Annotated in this window: 15 protein-coding genes, 1 tRNA gene and 1 pseudogene; 12 read left to right on the forward strand and 5 right to left on the reverse strand. The window is 59.9% G+C overall.

Annotation, left to right across the window (positions count from 1 at the left end; all coding sequences use genetic code 11):
• Positions 1-528 precede the first annotated feature (528 nt).
• From J7643_15690 to J7643_15705, 4 genes and pseudogenes are all read left to right on the forward strand, one after another.
• Positions 529-1473: a DUF4868 domain-containing protein gene (locus J7643_15690; protein ID MBO9542030.1), complete on the forward strand. Its 945-nt coding sequence runs from the start codon at positions 529-531 to the stop codon at positions 1471-1473.
• Positions 1474-1865: 392 nt separating this feature from the next.
• Complete coding sequence (locus J7643_15695; protein MBO9542031.1) at positions 1866-2060, forward strand: transposase; 195 nt, start codon at positions 1866-1868, stop codon at positions 2058-2060.
• 327 nt (positions 2061-2387) lie between these two features.
• A complete protein-coding gene (locus J7643_15700) occupies positions 2388-2789 on the forward strand; it encodes a transposase (protein MBO9542032.1) in 402 nt (133 codons plus the stop codon).
• Positions 2790-3111: 322 nt separating this feature from the next.
• A pseudogene (locus J7643_15705) lies at positions 3112-3214 on the forward strand (transposase).
• Positions 3215-3367: 153 nt separating this feature from the next.
• Here the strand turns inward: J7643_15705 and J7643_15710 are convergent.
• The 5 genes from J7643_15710 to J7643_15730 form a co-directional block, all read right to left on the reverse strand.
• Positions 3368-4708 (reverse strand): DNA-protecting protein DprA, encoded by a 1341-nt coding sequence (locus J7643_15710; protein ID MBO9542033.1) that lies wholly within the window; start codon positions 4706-4708, stop codon positions 3368-3370.
• Positions 4705-6780 (reverse strand): RecQ family ATP-dependent DNA helicase, encoded by a 2076-nt coding sequence (locus J7643_15715; protein MBO9542034.1) that lies wholly within the window; start codon positions 6778-6780, stop codon positions 4705-4707. The genes J7643_15710 and J7643_15715 overlap by 4 nt, the downstream gene beginning before the upstream one ends.
• A 735-nt stretch (positions 6781-7515) precedes the next feature.
• Positions 7516-7791, reverse strand: coding sequence for a site-specific integrase (locus J7643_15720; protein MBO9542035.1), 276 nt, complete (start codon positions 7789-7791; stop codon positions 7516-7518).
• A gap of 211 nt (positions 7792-8002) precedes the next feature.
• Positions 8003-8076 (reverse strand) — tRNA-Arg (locus J7643_15725).
• A gap of 115 nt (positions 8077-8191) precedes the next feature.
• Positions 8192-10444, reverse strand: a complete 2253-nt coding sequence (locus J7643_15730; GenBank protein ID MBO9542036.1) for a glycoside hydrolase — start codon at positions 10442-10444, stop codon at positions 8192-8194.
• A gap of 285 nt (positions 10445-10729) precedes the next feature.
• Here J7643_15730 and J7643_15735 point away from each other — a divergent pair, with 285 nt between their 5' ends.
• From J7643_15735 to J7643_15770, 8 genes are all read left to right on the forward strand, one after another.
• Entirely contained in the window at positions 10730-11590 is an 861-nt protein-coding gene (locus tag J7643_15735; protein MBO9542037.1) for a metallophosphoesterase, read from the forward strand.
• Between the two features lie 22 nt (positions 11591-11612).
• Positions 11613-12485 carry a dTDP-4-dehydrorhamnose reductase gene (rfbD, locus tag J7643_15740; protein MBO9542038.1) on the forward strand — a complete coding sequence of 291 codons (873 nt, stop codon included), beginning with the start codon at positions 11613-11615 and terminating at the stop codon, positions 12483-12485.
• A gap of 271 nt (positions 12486-12756) precedes the next feature.
• Entirely contained in the window at positions 12757-13551 is a 795-nt protein-coding gene (locus J7643_15745) for an ABC transporter permease (GenBank protein ID MBO9542039.1), read from the forward strand.
• Positions 13552-13553: 2 nt separating this feature from the next.
• Positions 13554-14738 carry an ATP-binding cassette domain-containing protein gene (locus J7643_15750; GenBank protein ID MBO9542040.1) on the forward strand — a complete coding sequence of 395 codons (1185 nt, stop codon included), beginning with the start codon at positions 13554-13556 and terminating at the stop codon, positions 14736-14738.
• A 3-nt stretch (positions 14739-14741) separates the two neighbouring features.
• Complete coding sequence (locus J7643_15755; GenBank protein ID MBO9542041.1) at positions 14742-15920, forward strand: hypothetical protein; 1179 nt, start codon at positions 14742-14744, stop codon at positions 15918-15920.
• Entirely contained in the window at positions 15917-17836 is a 1920-nt protein-coding gene (locus J7643_15760) for a glycosyltransferase (GenBank protein ID MBO9542042.1), read from the forward strand. Before J7643_15755 ends, J7643_15760 begins: the two co-directional genes overlap by 4 nt.
• Positions 17833-20124, forward strand: coding sequence for a glycosyltransferase (locus J7643_15765; protein MBO9542043.1), 2292 nt, complete (start codon positions 17833-17835; stop codon positions 20122-20124). Before J7643_15760 ends, J7643_15765 begins: the two co-directional genes overlap by 4 nt.
• Positions 20124-21032, forward strand: a complete 909-nt coding sequence (locus J7643_15770) for a glycosyltransferase family 2 protein (protein MBO9542044.1) — start codon at positions 20124-20126, stop codon at positions 21030-21032. The genes J7643_15765 and J7643_15770 overlap by 1 nt, the downstream gene beginning before the upstream one ends.

The following is a 21032-nucleotide window of genomic DNA, read 5'->3' on the forward strand; positions in this document are numbered from 1 at the left end:
TTTGCTGAGGTTTTATATGCCAAGTAGAGTTGCTCGCTCACTGTTATTTTTAAGTTCCTATTGCCCGCTTTTCTTTATATTTGCAATGCAACTGTTTCAAGGCCATAAGAAATATGCTGCGGCCTTCTTTCTTATTGGCCTGATAAGTATCGCTGGCCTACTTTTTTTTATTCGCTGGCATAGCGGATCATCATCAAATCAGATAACCGTCTCATCTGTACAAACAAAAGATTCGGAAGTAATGAGTTACATAGTTAGCTACATATTTCCCTATATGGGGATAGACTTCTCAGAAATCGCAAACATATTAAGCCTTGCGTTTTTCTTTATAATACTAATGACTATATATGTAAACGCAAATATGATACACATCAACCCAACACTTAATTTAATTGGTTTTCATATATTTGAAATAGAAGACACAAGCGGATCAAAGCACACACTAATATGCAAAAAAGAAAGAATACACGCAGGAGACAGAATAAAAGCCTCCGCAATAGGCGACAATATTCTAATGGAGAGCAATAATTGAGTCACAAAGAACCATTCAGAAAACTAACCAGAATACCCAACATTGATAATAATAATGCAACTATATCAGTGGCTCTGGCTTCATTTGAAGAAGATGATCCAAATCCAATTTACCGAAGTCTAAAATTAAGCACATCTCTAGCTAGAGAATTTGGCCTAATGGCCAAACATTTTATTCGCGGGTACCGCTCAGATGATATCCATCTTCTTCCTTTTGACGGTGGATACAAGCCTGATATCCATGAAATAGAATGGGTTTCCGATCAAGACCCGTGGATTAATCGAATTACACAGTCAATTCCCCAGCCACATAATATTCCATTAGTTGATCCTGAAAGCGACTTTGTTGACCACATGCGGTACTACATGGTCGTCATTGAAATTGGAAATGACAAATTTTATTTCTTCAGACGTTACGGAAGAACAAAAGAGCTAACAAGATCGAACAATATGCTCATCAGAATGATGGGAGATCGATATGAAAAACTAGTAGAGCCAACTTTTCAGTTTGATGACAAATTTGATGCAGCATACTACAACGGATACCTATATAGCTTCAACAAGGCAAATTTTCAGTATATATTTAGATACTACATCATGCTTAGACAAGCAGCTATACATTCTTTAGATACAATCTCCGCACTTATTCCGTTTGCAAATTTTGAAGAATTCAAAGCGTGCTGTCTCGGACACACACAAAAGCAAGAAAAACTTCGAAACATTTTACTTAGGCCATACATTAATCACATCAACATGGACGACATCAAGCGAACCATTGAAGAACACTCGCTAGTAGTCGAAGTCATAATGGATGGCGGCCAAGAAAAAATTGTCTTTGATAAATCCAACAAATGGGCCATCCTTCATCTTCTTGATGATGCCTACGTAAAATCATCAATGGCAAGAAAAAACTACCGCGCAAACTCTAAGACCGAACAATGAACTAAAAAATATAAAATCCCAGCAATAGGTCAGATATGATCAAATACTTGATCGCATCTGACCTATTAAGCATAAATAACCACGTAAACCCATAATCCAAGATCTAGAACCTAGAAACAATCTCACAAACCGCCCGCCCTGCCACTCTGATTCAGTAAGCATAACGAATTGAGGGTTGTGAAGCGTCCCTAGATCCGATTTCATCCAGGCATAGCCCTCACCGAAGACCAGTGGACGATCCTCGCATCGCTCCTTCCAGCGCCCAGGCGTCGCGCCGAGAAACGGGGCCGGCCGTGGCGAGACATGCACTAGGTGCTCAACGGCATCCACGCGGCCTCTGCAAGCCCACCTGACATTACCCTGATCGAGGCAACCTCGCGAGCCGCTTCACGGTGGAAGCCCCCGAGTATCTGAGCGGCGACAAGGCCTACGACAGCGACCATCTTAACGCCGACCTCGCCGCGAGCGGCATCGAGATGATTGCCCCGAACCGAGCGAACCGTCGCAATACCAAGGATGGCCGCTCGCGGCGTCGCTACCTGCGCCGTTGGCGGGTAGAGCATCTCTTCGCCTGGCTCCAGAATTAGCGGCACATCGTGATCCACAGGGAGTAGCACCCCGAGAACTACCTCGCCTTCGCCCACCTGGGTTGCATCCTCATCCTGCTTCGCTATTTATGAGACTGCTTCTAGGGGCTCTGCGGTAAGTACTAAGAAGTCCGTCTGAAATGCTTTAGACAGGGTGGCCTCCTCTGCTGGACGAGAGAACGCGCAAACTCCTCAGGCGATTACGGCTCGAGAACCCAAACGCTACGGCTGAAGAGCTCACTCCGCAGTTCCTCAAAGCAACTGGAATCACGATCAGCCGTCCTACGCTGTACCGCGAGTTGCGGCGGCTTGGCCTTGTGAGCATTCGTGTTCCTCGAGCCAAGTCGCAAAAGCCAGCAGCACCCAAGCAAGCGCCCCGTCCCCGTCAGTGCAAACGACGCTATCCTGTTCTGGGAGCAGGCTTACCTAAGCGATTTCACCGATGCCGAGTGGGCGATGCTCGAACCATTGATTCCCCAAGCCAAGCGTGGGGGACGTCCTGAGGAATGGCCCAAGCGTGAGATCGTCAACGCCATCCTCTACATCCTGCGTTCAGGTTGCCCATGGCGGATGTTGCCCCACGATTTTCCGCCCTACACCACGGTCTACGACTACTTCCGGGCCTGGCGCGATCAGGGCCTCAGGGAGCGGAGCAACTCAGCTCTCTCCAAACGCTTGAGGCGTCATGCCCGGTCGGCAAGCGAATCCAACGGCCGCCATCGTCGATAGCCAATCGGCGAAGACGACGGAAAAAGGGGGCCCGAGGCTACGACGGGGCTATGCGGCTCTCCGGTCAAAAGCGCCATCTGATCGTCGATACGCTCGGATTGCTGATCCGTGCCTTGCTCTACCTCGCAAACCTCAACAATCGGGATGGGGCGTGAATGCTACTGTCTGCGGGCACCCAAGCAACTGCCCGAACTCCAGGTGCTTTGGGTTGTTCAGGGCTACGCTGGATCGCCCTTTGCAGCTTGGTTAAGGGGGATCCTGCCTAGTTGTGAACTACAGATCACCAATCGCGGGTATGGATGGACCCAGCCAACCTTGGTTCCAAGCCACAGAAACAGGCTTTCGAGATCTTGCATCGACGATGGGTCGTTGAGCGAACATTCGGGTGGTTGGGAAGAAACCGGCGCCTATCCAAGGACTATGAGGGCCTCCCCGTCAACGAAGAGGCCCTCATTTACCTGGCCATGGTCAACCTGATGCTCGGGCGATTCTCGCGAGAGCTTACCGTACGCCCTCTACTTTTGGTTGCAGGTCAGGAGCAGTGCATGACCCAGGCCTTCTTTGGTTCGTGATCTCATCTACTTGGGCCGTGGAGTGGTCTCGGCCACAATGGGCTGCTCCGCCTGGTCGAATAGGGGCCTCTTCTTTACCGTGCAGGCGACGTAGCAAACGGGCTTCGTACGCTTCTCTAGTACGCCCTCATCCACCAGGCGCAGCAGCCAATCCTTGGCCTGGCTCTTGGAAACGTTCAAGTCTGCGGCTACTTCAGCATCCGTCCTTGGAGTAAGCATGCTCTGCAGGAGCTCCCGAACTTTCGCAAACAGCGCCTCTGCCGGACTCGCAGCCAATTCGACCGGGGGCGCCTCCTGGGTAAGTGGATGCTTGTCAATGCTCAGCTGGGATTCGGGGAGCGGAACGGGCGGTTCCTGGGGCAGGAACGTAAATTTGGTTTGTTCGACGGGTTCCTTGCTCAACTCGACCTTGGCCGCGAGTGTCTCGGCGAAGGCTGCGGCATCGCCGGGGTTCGGCCAAGGCCGCGCCCCTTTCTTCTGGAGGGCGTCGAGCCCCTGGCTGGTTTCCCCGCTCGATCGGACATAGATCGGCACGAACCTGAGCTTGTCCAGTTGCTCGGCCGCTCCACTCCACGTCCCGCCCTTCTGATAATCCGAGCTTACAACCAGCGCAGCATCGGCCAGGGCGTAGATGAGTTTGTTTCGCTGCATGGCATGGCCAACGTTGAAGCCGGCGCTCGGATCGTACGGTGAGATCAGTGCGAGTTGACCGTCCATCAGCATGTTGCGGTGCTCGCGCTTCATGACTGTTTTTTCTAGGCTATCCGCCATCACTCCGCCCACCAGGCCACCCGCCTGAAGCGCGCCCCGCATTGCAGCCTGATCGATCCCGCGCGCGCCTCCCGAGACCAAGGTCTTCTTCGCCCTGGCTGCCAGGCGGCCAATATCCTCCGTGTAGACGACGAGTTTATCGTCAACATGACGGGAGCCCACGACCGCTAAACCACCCGTCTCGAAGATCGACTTCTCCCCGCAACCGTAGAGGATCGGTGGCGCATCCTCCTTAAGGCGTGCCTTCAAGCGCCGTGGATAATCGGCATCTGCGCGACTGACCACCCAGATGGCGCGCGCTTGCCAACGCTCGATCGCCTGACTCAATAGAAAGCCGCGTGAGAGTAGCCGCTTGAGTCGCGTCACATCGACAACCGGTTCACAAGCTTCAAGAAGATCGTCATCCCGATCAGCAAGTAGGTCCGACGGTTGTCGTTGCCGCTCCCATAGATGGCGCGCAAGTTTTCGGTATTGGCTCTGGGTTAGCAGATCGGCAGAGGGCTCGCCACGTCCTGCGATCAAGGGCGCCGTCAGGAGGAGGATTGCCTGCGTGTTGGGTGAAAGTGATGAGGTCATGAATCATGTCCCGTTCGGGCAAGGGCTATAGGGAAAACTTCGCCAGAGCCCTGTGAGCTCAACAGCCAGGCCCCGATGGTCAGGGTCCAGCCCGAGTCCACCATATCATCCACCAGCAGAACCGGGCCAGCAGGTAATCGATCGACAATGATCGCCAAGGAACCATCGACGTTGCGCGCTTGCTGAGTTTTATTAGCCCTGGTTTTCTGTTCGGGACGTTCGTCCGTCTTTGCGATTACGACGTGGAAAGGAAGACTTAAGGCCTTCGCAAGACGCCAGGCGAGATCGGGCACAAGGTCAGGATGGCGCAGCGACGGAATGCAAGTCACCCATGTGGGAGCCGGCTGAGGGTTCCAGTCACGCAACAGCGACACGCAGGCCGCTACCAATTCGTCGGCGAAGCGTCGATCTTGGTATTTGCCTTTTCGGACTAGGTGCCCCCACCCGGCGTCGCCCCACATGCAAAGAGCCTTACCAGGCTGTGCCTGCAACTTGGCGGGAATACCCCCCTGCAGGCTATACAGCGGCAGCCCGCCGTCTGGCCACCTCTTGCGCGGCTCGATGGGCAAGCTCGTGCGCCGCAGAAAAGCCACTGCATCACGGACGAGCGCAGGGTCAACGGTTTCTGGCAGCAGTGGCAAGGTAGAAGGTCGGACGGTGCCCGGTTCGCCATCCAATGCTCGTATAAGGAACTCCATGTGGCCAGTCTGAAGTGCAGCGTAGTCCTGCATCTGGCTCTGCTCTCGGCGTCGCAGCTCCGTGAGGCGTTCGGCACGTTCCCAGAAGGCATCGCTCAGACGTGCTGCGGTCAATTGCCATTTCGTGCCCTGCTTGGCGATGGGGGCAGGAGATTCCACCGAAAGCAACGCAATGGTCTTGTCGATCCGGCCCTTGCTGAGGTTCACTTTGCTCAGTAAATCGGGGACTGAGAGGCCTTGGGGCACCTCATCGAGGGCTTCGAGCACGCTGGAGACTTCACTGTGGGTAGGAAAAGCGCTGTTGATGAAGTAGTCGTTGATGTCGGTTTCTTCTTCGCCGCTGAGTAACACTCCGTACGCCGCTTCGAGGGCACGTCCCGCCCTGCCGACCTGCTGGTAATAGGCCACGACGGACCCGGGGGTCTGGTAATGAATGACGAAGGCGAGGTCCGGCTTGTCGAAGCCCATCCCCAACGCCATCGTGGCCACCAGGGCCTTGATTCGGTTCTCTTGCAAGGCCAGCTCGAGTTCGGGGCGGGCACGACCGGTATCGCCGGTGTAGGACTCGACGTTCAATCCCCTGGATTTCAACCAGCTGGCCACAAGCTCGGCATCACGCACTGTGAGGGTATAGATGATCCCATGACCTTGCAGGACAGCTATCTTCTCTGCCAGCCAGGCCAAACGTTCAGCTTGGCTGGGCAAACGGATGGTCTGCAACTGTAGTGAAGGACGGTTCAGATCGCCTCGCGAGACAAGGATGTTCGGGCCAAGCACGGTAACCAAATCGTCCATCACGCGATTGTTGGCGGTTGCCGTGGTGGCCAGCAGACGCAGGTTTTGCGGCAGAGTACGCACGATGCGCTCTAGCAAGCGATACTGCGGACGGAAATCATGGCCCCAGTCCGAAATGCAGTGAGCCTCATCGACGACTAGCATGGAGATCTGTCCAGCGACTCCCGCGAGGACTTCCGTGCGAAAGTGTTCGTTAGCCAGGCGTTCGGGCGAGATGAGCAGGATGTCGATCTCATTTCGTTGTATTGCCGCCTCGACGTTCGGCCAGTCGCCCTGGTTTTCGGAGTTGATTGTGGCCGCCCTCACCCCCATGCGCTCGGCAGCGGCAATTTGGTTGCGCATGAGCGCCAGCAAGGGAGAGACCAGCAGTGCCGGTCCACTACCTGCCTCTCGCAAGAGCTTGGTGGCGATGAAGTAGACGAAGCTCTTTCCCCAGCCTGTCTTCTGCACCACGAGGAGGCGTCCGCGCCTTTCCACGATATGGTGGATGGCCTCTTCCTGTCCATCGCGGAACCTGGCATCCGGCCTGCCGGAGCCGATACGCAACAGTTCGAGCGCACGTTGAGCGTTGTAGTTCATGATCATTCCGCCTCGTAAGTGTCGTATTGAAGTTCTTCTGCGTCGTCAGTATCGGGTTCAGGAAACGCCACAAAGTCCTTAAGATCGTTCCGCAGATAACGGTGTCTGGCGCCCATCCTGCTTGCCTGCCAGCACACCGACGATGAGGCGAGCTTTGTATTCTCGAACAAGGGTTATTTCACTCTCAATGCGCGCGATGATGTTATTCAGAGGGGCGCTCGCCTCATCGATTGTAACTTATTATCCACCTTAGCACCATCATTTATACTTCCGCTTAAATGATCTTTCTATTAATAGTTAAAAGCATTAACAACATCAAAACTCTTGTTTTTTGCATGCCACTGACAGTCGACGCTCGACCGAAAAAGACACCCGCCTGAAAGGTTAGTTCTCCGAGGACAAGGAGCGAAGAGAGCCTGAACCGTATAAGGAAACTGAGCAGGGCATCAAGGCCCAGGATATTTGCCACGTGCAGGCATTACCGAGCAGACTGTCTATCGCTGGAAGACGAAGTGCGGCGGGATGGAAGCCGCCGAGACGCAGCGCTTGCGTCACCTGGCGGACGAGAACCGCCGTCTCAAGCACCAGGCCCTCGATCTACAGATGTTCAAGGCGCTGCTCGAAAAGAAATTTTGGGCCCGCAAAGACGCCGCGCAGTTGCCGAGTTTCTTATTCGATGCAAGTGAGCGGTGTGCTTGCGGGCTGGTGGGCCTCTGGAGCTCGCCCCCGCTTTGGCTACAGGAACGCCTTCAGGGAAGCCCTCCGCCCAGCCTGTGTGGCAGGGCTCTGAGATTGCTCCCGAACGCGAGCAAAGTAGGCGCGGATCGTCTCATCGGTGAGAACTTCGAGCGAACCCTTGTAGAATTTGAGGGAGAGCGCCAGGTCGGTCCCATAGCCCTTGATCATGTGGGGGCTCCTATTCAGGCTCTCAAGATCCCGGAGGCACTCCTCAACGAGGATGGTCAAGTCTTCGGCGAGCTTGGGCTTCTGAAAGGCTGCGATGCTTCCCACGGCGATCCGCCTGCGATGCTGTGCAAGATAAAAGTGAGAGTTGCTTCGCTCGCGACGACCTTCAAACCCAGTAGGCTCGTGAGCGATTGAACACGTTGAGCAAGACAATAAGTATTATTTGGCACAGATCAAAGCATTGGACTAGCGCCATGTTGTTGGGCAAACGAAAAAGCGGGTCCGGCCAAGTAGCCGAAACCCGCTTCATTCCTAGCGCCCCCGGAGAGACTCGAACTCCCGACATTCTCCTTAGGACGGAGACGTTCTATCCAACTGAACTACGGAGGCAGCACATCCATTATAGACGCGCGATCGCATCCCCGGCAAGCTACTGAGAGCGGCGAACAAGACAGTTCCTTCAAGCCGCTCCCAGCGGGCAAAACCCGACCCATGCCTGGTTCTGTTAGATGCTCTGCGGGGTCAACGCCCTGAAGGTCGCAAGGCGCGCGGGGAGCTTCAGCGAGAGCGGCTGATCCTGTGGCGCAACCTGCTCCAGCTTGCCGTTCCGACCCAGGGCGACGACGACCCAGATCTCTTGCCCTGGTACCACCGAGAGGACCCGGAAAGGAATCGCCAGATCGAGGGCATCCTTGTAGGCCGAGTGAGCGCCAAGGTCGATGGGAATCCAGCGGTGCGAATCACCCGCGAACGAGATGGTCGCCGTCGGCTCCCCCCAGGCATACCGGATCTCGTGCGCAAAGCCGTAGCCCTTGGTCGCACCCGTGGCACCACCGGGGCCGAAGTTCATCGGCGAGTTGATCCGCGGCTGACCGGGATAGCAAATGTAGACCGCAAGGGCATCATCCGGGGTCGGGACGAAGGAGTCCGCAAACTCCACCCGCATCAACAACTCGCGCTCGTTGTGACCGAAGCGCACGCGGCTGATGCCATTCGCCGCCGCATGCATCGCCCCCTGGCCCGCAGCGGGATCGTACGAGCCCGACCCTTCCCAATCGATCTCGGACTGCGCCGAACCGTCGAGACGGGGATCCACCGGGAGGTAGGGCAGCGAAGGCAACTTGGGCAGCGGCTTGTTGAGCGGGTACTCCAGCGCCTCGGGCACCGGCATCTCCAGCAGGCGATACACGTTCTGCAAGTGCAGGCGGAACTGGTAGTCGAAGAGCTCGTCCTGACCGGAGTTGTGACCCTCGCCAAACCACCAGTACCAATCGCTGCCCTGGGCGATGAAGATCTCCTCGCGCGCCTGCGTCCAACCCGCCAGGCCGCGGCCTTCCTTCGAGGCGAGGGCCTCGCGAGCGCGGGTCAAGAGCTCCCACGCGCGGTTCTTGGTCGGGTCCCCGATCCAGGTCGTGAAGTCCGAGGAGATCCACGAGCCGCTGAACAGGCTCGTCAAGGTTTCGCGGGGCGGATTGGCCTTGAGGTACTCCTCGACCGTCACCATCTCGAGCGACGGATCGTCCGTAACCTGCTGGTAGAAGCTGCGCAGGAACTCCGCCCCGTCCTGGGCGTAGTGCTCCCAGCAGTTCTCCCCGTCCAGGGCGATGGTGACCAGGTGAGGCGCATCGCCGACGCGCTCCTTGATGCCCTTGAGGCGGGCGATCAGATCGTTGGCGGCCTGAACCCCGCTCACCTTGCTGTACGAGAAGCCGATGAGGTCCGAGAGCACGATGTCCCGGAAGACCATGGCGACCTTCTTGCCCTCGATCTCCACCCAGTAAGGCTGGTAGAGGAGCTGCGGATCCTGCAGCAGTCCGTGGGCATCGCGGACCATCTTCTTATCGAGCGTACGAGCGAGCACGCCCTCGTCGCTGATCATCCAGTTTACGCCCTCGCTCGCGAGCAAAGGCACGACCGCCGGACTGACCGATTGCTCCGAAGGCCACATGCCGGCAGGCTTGTAGCCGAAATGGCGCTTGAAGAAGTCGAGCCCCTTGCGCACCTGCGCCTGCGCATCCTGCGGATACTGGAAGCGCGCGTTGGGCAGCGGGAGCCCCGGGCGCGCCACGCGCGCCGACTCGGTATCGATCAAGAGCGGCAGGATGGGGTGGTAGAAGGGCGTCGTGGTCAGCTCCACCTGCCCCGCCTCGGCAAGGCGCTTGTAGGTGGGGATAATGCGACGGATCAGCTCGCGCTGCTTGCGAATGACCAGCTCGCGATCGGCCTGGGTGAAGTCGCGCCCCCGCTGGATCAGGGCTTGCAGGTCCGGATCGGTCTGCTGCCAGAGGGGATCGAACCACGCCAGGTTAAACCAGACCGTGAGGTCCACCCACTCCTGGGCGTCGAACTGGCGAACGGCCTTCTCGAGGGGGAACTTGGCGAGCAGCGCGTTACGCTTGAGCGCAAGCTCGTGGTAGCGCGGATGCTGGACGAGCATGCGATCCCAGTTGAGATCGAAGAAGCGCTCGAAAAGGTAGCACTTGTCGTCGAGGCAGTACTCGCGCACCGGCATCAGCGTCAGCTCGAGCGCGCGGTCGATGGCGCCGTTGTGACCGTAGTCGATCAGCTGCTCCAGCAAGGACGGCACGAGGTTGAAGGTCTGGTGCAGCGTCGGGAACTGCTCCAGGAGCTGCACCATGTCGAGGTAGTCCTTGATGGCATGCAAGCGCACCCAAGGCATGAGGTACTGGCCCGTCAGGCGGTCCTTGTAGAGGGGTTGGTGCATGTGCCAGACGACGGCAATGCTGAGCTTTGACACGGGCGGCTCCTTGATTCCCCTCACACGAGGGATATCCCTTGAGTGTTGATGCTTGGCAAACCCATATTCTACCATGGGCAAGGGAGCAGGCGGTTGCTGGGCCGAAGGCGTGGTATGATGAAGCCGTCACCCTTTCCACCTTTTTTCGAGGCTCAGATGCCGTCCATTCGTCGGCCGAGGGGACGTTTTCCCCGCCTGGTTTGTACCCTTCTCTGCGCCGGTCTCATCGCTCCCTTGGTAGCGTCGATTTCACCGGCCCTCGCCGCCCCCAAACCCCAGGTTTCGGTGCGTGACGGTGCGCAGCGCGGCACCAGCGAGCAAGAAATCGGCATCTGGGCCAACTCGCCGCAGACCGAGGTTTCGGTGCGCAACCCCGCGGGCGGCTTCCTGAGGGCCACCGTCCGCTGGCGCAACGTGCCCAAGGGCGCCTTCCTCGTCTCCCCCGAAGGGGTCGCGGACGCCCCCAGCCGGGAAGGCACCACCCTCTCCAGCCGGATCCTGGTGGCAGGCAACAGCGAAGCACGCTGGAAGCTCGACCCCAACCTCAAGAACGACTACACCTTCGTGGTCTCGGGCGGCGACGTGAAGGGCCTCGAACTCGCCAAGCGCACGGGCACCGTGGACTTCGGCCTGCACCTGGGCAACGCCCTCAAGCCGCTCGACCAGACCCTGAACACCCTGTCCCAGCTACCCTTCCCCACCTACGTGGTGCCCGGCAATCGCGATCGCCGACAGGACTACGTGGCCCGCACCGGCGAGGTCCGGCGCGAGTTCGCCATCGGGCGCGATCGCTTCCTCATCCTCGACAACGCCGAAGACCAGAAATTCTCGAGCGCCCAGCGCGCCTGGGCCGCCGAGCGCCTGCGCGCCTACCGCGCGGAAGACGCCCGCCGCATCTTCGTCTTCATGCACTGGCCCATGGTCGATCCGCGCAAGGGCAAGAACGCCGCCATGTACGATCGCCAGGAGATCCGCGCCCTGCAGGCCCTCTTCAAGGAGCACAAGGTCACCGCGGTCTTCGCGAGCCACATCCCCATCGCCGACATCAGCCAGCGGCAGGGGGTGGACTACTACATCGCCGGCCCCGGCCACGCCATGGTCGTGCAGAGCCAAGGATCCTCCCTTTCGATCCGCGCCCTCCCCTAGCGTAGAAGTAGGAGGCGAAGCCATGAAGGTATTGGTTGCAGGCGCAAAAGGAATGTTGGGGCACGACCTCATCCCCGCCCTGAAGCATACAGGCCACCTCGTGGTATCCAGCGGCCTCCAGCCGTCCGACGAGCCCGACTACGTCCGAATGGACATCACGGACGTCGCCCAGGTGCGCGAGGCCTTTGCCGCGGTACGCCCCGAAGCCGTGATCAACTGCGCCGCCTACACCAACGTGGACGCGGCCGAGACCGATGAGGCCAACGCCTATCGCATCAACGCGCTCGGCAGCTGGAACCTCGCTCTCGCCTGCCAAGCCGCCGAGATCCCCTTGATGTACGTCAGCACCGACTACGTCTTTGACGGCACCAAGGGCAGCGCCTACGACGAATACGACCTCCCCAACCCGCAAAGCGTCTACGGGCGCAGCAAGCGCGCCGGCGAGATCCATGTCGAGCGCCTCTGCACCAAGCACTACATCGTTCGCACCGCCTGGCTCTACGGCCGCGGAGGCAAGAACTTCGTCGAAACCATCCTGAAAGCAGCAAGCGAGAAACCCGAGCTCAAGGTGGTCAATGACCAATGGGGCAGCCCAACCTGCACGACCGATCTCGCGCAGGCAATGACCGCCTTGCTCACGACCGAACGCTTCGGCACCTACCACGTCACCGGCAGCGGCGTCTGCACCTGGCATGACTTCGCCAAAAAAATCATCGAACTCAGCGGCCTGCAGACCCCGATCCTTCCCCAGACGACCGAGGAGCTGAATCGCCCGGCGCCCCGACCGAGGTATTCGATGCTCTCCCATCGGGCGCTCGGCCTGGCCGCTCTCCCGGCCATGACGCAGTGGGAAACAAGCCTCGAGCGCTACCTGGCCTCGCGCGCGAAACCGTAGCGGAACGCTTACCGACGAGGCCCTCGCGCGTCGATCGAGATGGTCCAAGCCCCCCACAGGAATCCCCGCATCCTCGCGGCGCCAGGGGGAATCCGCCGCCCCCTAAACCAAGGCAGAGACGCCTTCGGGGTGCGGAGCCCCAAGATTGAAAAGCCTCCTTGGCTGAGGTATGCTAGGAGTGAGTGACTTCAGAGCTTGCCATGGCGCCACGTTGACGGCTCACCCTCACGCCGGGCTCGCATCGCTTGATGCTTCAAGGGAAACAAACGGAATGAACCCCTTCTCGATCGTCTCTTCCAGCCTGAAAGAGATGTTTCAGTATCGCGAGCTCTTCTTCAATCTCGTCTCACGGGAGCTACAGTCTCGCTACAAGGGGTCCTATCTGGGCTTTCTGTGGTCGCTGCTCAACCCGCTGCTGATGATGGTCGTGTATTCCGTCATTTTCTCCATCGTCATGCGGATCAAGATCGAGAACTACAGCTTGTACCTGTTTGCAGGCTTGCTGCCCTGGACCTGGTTCAGCACCGCCCTGTCGAACGGGGCCGGCTCGATCATCTTCAACTCGAGCCTGGTGAAGAAGGTTTACCTGCCGACGGAGCTGCTCCCCGTCGTCGCCGTCACGACCAACCTGATCAACTTCCTGCTTACCATCCCTATCCTCCTGCTGTTCATCGCCTTTCACCACGTTCCCTTGACGTGGGCGCTGCTTGCCGTCCCGCTGGTGATCGCCGTGCAGTTCCTCTTCACGCTCGGGGTCGCCATGTTCCTGGCGGTCCTGAACGTCTTCTTCCGCGATATCGAGCAGCTGATCGGGGTCATCATCCTCGTCTGGATGTATGGCTCGCCCATTCTCTACTCCCCGGACATGGTCCCGGAAAAGTTCCGGCTGTTTTATGACCTCAACCCGATGGCGGCGATCATCCACTCCTACCACCAGATCTTCATCCATGGGACGCTCCCGAGCCTGCATTCTTTCGCCTTCCCCCTGCTCTTGGGCCTGGTCCTGGTCGCATCCGGTTTGATTCTCTTCTCACTCACCAAGTTTGAGTTTGCTGAGGCGATCTAGACATGAACGCAATTGAAATCGAAGGGGTTTGGAAGAAGTTCATCTGGCACCAGACGCGAGCTCGTACCTTCAAAGAAACGCTGCTGTCGCTGACCAAAGGCGGCGCCCCCAAGCAGGAGCCCTTTTGGGCCCTACGAGACGTCGGCTTCACGGTGCGCCGCGGGGAAACCTTCGGCGTGGTCGGCAGCAACGGCTCGGGCAAGAGCACGCTGCTGAAGCTCATCACGGGGATCTCCAAGCCGAACAAAGGCAAGGTAACGGTCAACGGCAAGATCTCTGCCCTTCTCGAACTCGGCGCCGGCTTCCATCCCGACTTCACCGGTCGCGAGAACATCTACCTCAACGCCTCGATCCTGGGCATTTCCAGGCGAGAGATCAGCGAGCAATTCGACGAGATCGTCGAATTCGCCGAGATCGCTCCGTTCATCGATCAGCCCGTCAAGACCTACTCTTCCGGCATGTACATGCGGCTGGCCTTCTCGATCGCGGTCAAGGTCAACCCGGACATCCTGGTGGTGGACGAGGTGCTCGCCGTCGGCGATAGCGCCTTCCAGGACAAGTGCTTCAAGCAGATCGAGCGCTTCAAGAACGAAGGGAAGACCATCCTGATCGTCTCCCACGATCTCGGCTCGCTCAAGCGATTCTGCGATCGCGTGGCCTGGATCTCGAAAGGGAAGTTCATGGAGGTCGGTCCCGCCGGCGAGGTGATCGACCGTTACTACCAGGACCTGATCGGGGTGCGGCCCGCGCACGCCGCGGCCCCGGACGATTCCCCCGTCAGCGCCCCCAAGCATCACCCCATCCTCATCAGCGACTTCCGCTTCGCACAGCAGGACGCGGCTGACGAAGCGACCTTTACCATCGGGGAGCCGCTGGAAGTCTCGTTCACCTACCGCTGCATCGAGAAGCTCGACTCTCCTCGCCTGCTCGTCAAAGTCCACGACGCGACGGGTCAGGAGCTGGCGGTGAGCCACGCGCAATCCCTCCAAGCCTCCGAAGGCGCCCTGCGCTTTTCCTTCGCGGCCCTGAACTTGGCGCCGGGCAGCTATCGCTTCGAACTGGGCTACGAAGAGCAAGACGTCTACGCGCCTCTGCAGCAAGCATCCTTCTTCGTCCTCGCTCATCGTCTGGAGAGCGGGGTGCGGCTCGACGGCAGTTGGAGCACGACCGAAGCCCTGATCGGATAAGTGATGGTTGCACGCGAGCCGTTGAAACTCGTCTTCTGCAGCCCTGTGGACTGGTGGGAAACACGCCAACGTTTTCACCACATCGCCCACGGGCTGTCCGAGTCTTACGCGGTCTCGGTGTTTTTCCCGCGCTCCCATAAGCGCATCCTGAAGGAGAAGTCCCCTTTCCATCTCTTCCTCCCCTACTCGAAGGAGCAAGAGCGGGAAGTTGCGCTGTTCGGGATTCCGCAGATCCCCTTCTACCGCGCCCACCACTCCTTCGTTCCTATCAACTGGAAGTTCTCCAATCTTCTCACCCGCTCGGCCCTGGGGCGCAAGGCGGCGCAAACCGATGTCCTCTGGTTGACGCACCCCTCTCAAGAAGGCCTCCGTCGGAGCATCCCGCACCGCCTCTGCGTCTATGAGTGCGTGGACGACTACAGCCAGTTCTGGCCACACGAAGACACCCGCAGGGCGGTCGAAGAAGCGGAAGCCCGGCTTGCTTCGGCGGCCGACCTGGTCGTCGCGACAAGCCAAGCGCTCGTCGATCGCATGCGCGCGTTCAACGCGCGCTGCATCCTGGTCGGGAACGGGGTCGAGCTGGAGCATTTCCGCAAAGTCCGCACCGAAGCCTTCGCGCTGCCTGCCGAACTCGCGCAGCGCCCGGGAGCTTGGGTCGGCTTCTTCGGCGCCATCGGGGATTGGGTCGATCTGGAGCTCGTCGCGCAGGCTGCTGCCGCCCATCCTGACGTCAACTTCTTGATGATCGGGCCCGTCTTCACCGATACAAGCGCCCTCGCGAATTCGCCCAATGTCCTCCTGACCGGTCTGAAATCCTACGAGGACCTGCTGCCCTACCTGGCGCACATTCCTGTCTGGACCTTGCCGTTCGTGCAGAACCGCCTCACAGAAGCGGTAGATCCGGTTAAGATATACGAATACCTGGCAGCAGGGCGCCGCGTCGTCAGTACCTACCTGCCTTCCCTGGCTCCTTTCTCGGATGCGCTGAATCTCGCTGCTTCCCGGCACGAGTTTCTCGCGGAACTGAAGAAGGCCTTGGAAGATCCGGGGGACTTCTCTCGACCGGCGGATCTCGACGTTCGCCTGGAACAGCGCTCTTGGGGCCACCTGAGTCGCACGATCCTGTCGAACCTCGCTCAATCCCACGCCGCCATGACGCAACCTATCCAGGAGTCGAAATGAAGGTATTAGTCGTTTTCTCAGGGCCTGACACCGCCGCATTCGCCGGCGCGACACTGACAGAGCTTCTTGCAGAACGCCACGACGTCTTTTGTGCCGCGCCGCTGGACGCGCTCGCCGGGACACCCGACGGCGTCGCCCAGCTCCCGCTGAGCGACCTTCAGAACACGACCCTGATGAACCAGGTGAGCGAGATCGAGACCTTGATCGCGAAGCATGCGATCGCGCGCGTCTTCTTTCCCGCCGACGTAGTAGGCTATGGCGCCTTTATTGCCGCTCGTCGCATGGGTTGCAGCTACGGGCTGATCCGAACTCCGGGCGAAGCCTCCCTCAAGGACGACGAAGCCCAGCTTTGGGCGGGCGTGATCGTCCCCGGCGCCAGCGAAGTGCGCGGCGCGCTCATGTCCGGCGTGAACGAGCTCGCCCAGCGCGAGATCCCTGGCCCCTTCTCGGCGCACATGCTCCAGACCATCCGCCTGTTGACCGGCGAGGCCCAATCCGGCTCGTCCCCCAGGGACCTTCAGACGGAGCTGGCGGAGCTTCGCGCGGAGCTGGAGAAGAAAGACGCCCAGTACAATTACCAGACCATGGAGCTGGACCTGCTCAAATCGAGCATCTTCTGGCTCATGTTCACCCGCTGGCGGCGCCTCCGCAATCGCTTGATGCCGCCCGAGTCGCGGCGCGATCGCTTGTGGATTCTGGGCACCAAGGTGATCAAGCTGTGGGCCTCCTACGGGCTCGTCTCCGGTGTTCGCGCCCTCGGCGCCAAGGCCGCAAAAGCCGTCTACCGCCGCACGCTCCTGCCCCTCCGGTTCAAGCAGGAGCTGCAGCAAATTCTGACCACCACCCCTCACAAGGGCGTCGTCATCTATCCCCCGACGGTGGACTGGGGGTGGATGTTCCAGCGGCCGCATCACCTCATGAGCCAGTTCGCGAAGCAAGGCTACCTGTGCTTCTTCGTCTCGCCCATGTCGCGGGGGGATTCGTTCGAGGGCTTCAAGAAGGTCCAGGACAACCTTTACCTCTGCTCGGACATCAGCCTCCTCTACGAAATCGAGCGCCCGCTCTACTTGATTAGCTGGACGGCGCAGACCCACCACATCGATCGCATGAAGAATCCGCAGGTGATCTACGATTACCTGGATGCCCTGGAGGTTTCGACCGACGGCGAGGTGTCCACCGAGAAGATTCGGGCGCACCACAGCTTGCTGCAGCGGGCGGATGTGGTCGTGGCCACCGCCCGGAAACTGCTCGAAGAGACCAAGCCCCTTCGCCCGGACGTCACCCTGGTGCCCAACGGCGTTCAGCCGGCGGACTTCAGCGTGGAGCCCTCGGCTCCTATCCCCGAGGACATGCGGGAAATCCGCACGAGCGGGCGTCCCATCATCGGCTACTACGGCGCTATGGCCAAGTGGTTCGACTACGAGCTCCTCGAGTTCGCGGCCCAGGCGATGCCCGAGGCCCAGTTCGTCCTGCTCGGCCCCGATTACGACGGGACGATCAGCGAGCTGGCCGATCGCCCGAACATCCACTACCTGGGCCTCAAGCAGTACCACGAGCTGAAGCACTACCTCCACCACTTCGACGTGGCCATCATTCCCTTCCGGATCAACGCGATCACCAAGGCCACCTCGCCCGTGAAGTTGTTCGAGTACATGGCAGGCGGAAAGCCCATCGTCACGACCGCTCTCAACGAGGCCTACTACTACAAGAGCGTCTTCATCGGTGAAACCCCCGATGCGTTCGTCGCCAAACTGCGTGAAGCGCTCATCAAGGGCAAGGACCCGCGCTACCTGGAACTGCTGGCGAAAGAGATGCAAGAAAACACCTGGGAAAAGCGAGCCCTCAGCATCCTGGCGGCGCTAGCCCCCCAGCCGGAGAGCCCCGCGCCGGTCGAGCGCATTGAGGTGAGCCCGTGAGCCGCAAGCATTCCCTGATCGATCGTTACCGGGCCCTCAAGGTCCAAGTCGCCAAGGTCCTCCGCACCGAAGGCCCCCAAGGCCTCGCCGTCAAAGTCTTGAGACGCACCCGCAAGGAGCTTTCGCGCCTCTCTCCCGTCCGTCGGGCCCAGCAGCGCCACCTGCAGCGCATCCTCGCAGCCGCTCAGGGTCGCCGGACGGTGGTCATGTTCCCCACCGTCGACTGGGGCTGGATGGTGCAACGTCCCCATCAGTTGGCCCGGCACTTCGCACGCCGGGGCGATCTGTGCTTCTTCGTGACGCCGCAGACCCGCGTGGACCGCGTCAACGGCTTCAAGGAGATCGAGCCCAACCTCTACCTCTGTTCGGACTTGAGCCTCCTGTACGGTCTCGAGCGCCCGATGCTACTCCAGAGCAACACGCACTTCAGCGACCATCTCGACCGCTTCCAGGCGCCCGTCATCGTCTATGACTACCTCGACGCCCTCGAGGTGACCGCCGGCGGCGACGTCACGGAAGACAAGGTGCTCGCCCACCGAGAGATGTTGCAGCGCGCGCACCTGGTGCTCACGACGGCTCGGCGCCTGTTTGATGAAGTGCGGGAAGTTCGCTCGGACGCCGTCCTGGTCCCGAACGGCGTCGACCCGGCGCACTTCGCGCCTCGCGAGGCATCGCCCGTCCCCCAGGACCTGCGCCGGATTCTCGCCAAGCAGGGGCCCGTCTTCGGTTACTACGGCGCGATGGCCGAATGGTTCGACTATGAGCTGATCCGCTTTGCCGCCGAGGCCATGCCCGAGGCGCAGTTCGTGTTGATCGGTCCCGACTACGACGGCTCGATCAGCCGGCTGACCACCCGGGACAATGTCCACTACCTCGGCCTGAAGTCCTACGAGGAGCTGCCTGCCTACCTGCAGCGGTTCGACGTGGCGATGATCCCTTTCAAGATCAACGCCATCACCCGCGCCACCTCGCCGGTCAAGCTGTTCGAGTATATGGCCGGCCGTAAGCCCATCGTGACGACGGCCATGGACGAAGCTTTCCACTACCAGAGCGTCCTGATCGGCGAAACGCCCAAAGCGTTCGTGGCAAAGCTCGAAGAGGCCCTGAACAAGCGGCAAGACCCCGCGTACTTGAGCCTGCTGGACGCGGAGGGGCGCGCCAACACCTGGACCAGCCGGGTCGAAAGCGTGATGCAGGCCCTGGACCGGCGCGAAACCGACGCCAGGGACACCTACGTGATTCTGGCCGGCGTGCCCATCGACGACAGCGGCGGCGGTCAGCGCCCCACCCAGATCGCGCTGGAGCTCCTGACCCGGGGCGAGCGCGTCATCTTCGTCAGCATGCTGCCCAAGTACGAGGATACCGAGCTCAACCAGAAGATCGTGCACCCTTGGCTCGAAACTTGCGATTTCGAGCATTTCGACTTGACGCGCTACTTCCCGCAGGGCCTCGGCGATCGTAAGCTGGTCGCCATTCTCGAGATGCCTCACCCCGACTTTCTGCCGACCCTCGAGCAGGTTCAGGGGATGGGCGGGCGGGTCGTCTACGACTTGATCGACGATTGGCGCACCATGCTCGGCGGATCCTGGTACCTGCGCGAGGCCGAAGAGCGCATCATCCGAGATGCAGACGCCTTGATCGCCTCGGCAGGCGACCTGCGAGACTACCTGGCACAGACGAGCAATCGAAGCGTCGCCTTGGTCCAGAACGCCGTCAACCTCAACCTGTTCTCACGACAGGCGACGCACGCGCGGCCATCGGACCTGCCCGCGGCGCCGAAGACTCTCCTCTACATCGGCGCCCTCTGGGGCGAATGGTTCGATTGGGAGGCCATGCGCCTGGTCGCCGAGGCCTATCCCCATACGAGCGTGGTGCTCATCGGGGATCATCAGGGCCGGTGCCCCTATCCGCTGCCGCCGAACATGTCGCTCCTGGGCTTGAAGCGCCAGCAGGACCTGCCTGCCTACCTGGCCCATGCGGATGTCACCCTCATCCCCTTCAAGCTGTCGCCGCTGACCCAGGCCGTCAGTCCGTTGAAGGTGTTCGAATACCTGGCCATGGGCAAGCCCGTCGTCTCGACGAATATGCGCGAACTGCATGGCCTGCCTCACGTCCACCTGGCCGACTCGCATGAAGCCTTCGTCGAAGCGGTCCAGGCAGCCCTGGACGCGCCGGTGGACCTCGCGGCGATCGATCGATTCATCGCCCTGAATTCCTGGCGGCAGCGTATCGACACGATTCAAGAGGCGCTCGGCATGCCGACGACACCGGCGGCGCTCGGACGCTAATGCCGTCTCAGCCGTCGCTCTGGATCATCATCCTCAACTGGCGGGGCGCCGCGGATACGATCCGCTGCCTCACCAGCGCTTTCGCCCAGGACTATCCGCACCTGAGCGTGCTGGTGGTCGACAACGGCTCCGGCGACGATTCCGCGGCCCTGATCCGGGCGGCTCACCCGGACGTCTCCCTCCTCGAACTCCCGACCAATCTCGGCTTCGCCGGCGGGATGAACCGGGGGTGTGAGTATGCCATGGAACGTGGTGCGGATCTGCTGCTGCTGCTCAACAACGACGCGACGCTCGCGCAAGACGCGGTGTCTTGCCTGGTTGAGGCGATGATCGAGCGGCCGGACGCCGGGATGGTGACCCCCTGCATCTACCATCAGGATGAGCCGCAAAAACCCTGGTACGCGGGTGGGCGCTTGTCACGCTGGACCGGCACCGCCAAGCACGAGACGACTCCGACCGATCAGGCGGTGCGCCCGGTCAGCTTCGCCACCGGGTGCTGCCTGCTCCTTCAATCCGCGCTCTACCACCGTATCGGGGGGCTCAACGAGCGATATTTCCTTTATTTCGAGGATGTCGAGTATTGCACGCGGGTCCTGGCCGCGGGCTACGCCATCTACTACGTCCCGACGGCCCACGCCTGGCATGCAGTCGGGGCCAGCACCAACAGCCAGCGTGAGAAGGCCCCCGCTCTCGACTATTACGACGTGAGAAACGGGCTGTTCTATATCTTCGAGCACCTGCGGGGGCTTGAGTGGCTGACGGCCTGCCTGTTCTTCTGGCTCGTTCGAATGCCGCGCAAGTTTGTTCGCAGCTTGCTCAAGTCAAAGCAGCCCGCCCAAAACCTGCTGGCGATCCTCTCCGGCATTCGAGATGGCTTCCGCGCCCACGGCGGGGCGCGCCCCTCGTAA

The sequence above is a fragment of the bacterium genome (assembly GCA_017744355.1).
Taxonomy (GTDB): domain Bacteria; phylum Cyanobacteriota; class Sericytochromatia; order S15B-MN24; family UBA4093; genus JAGIBK01.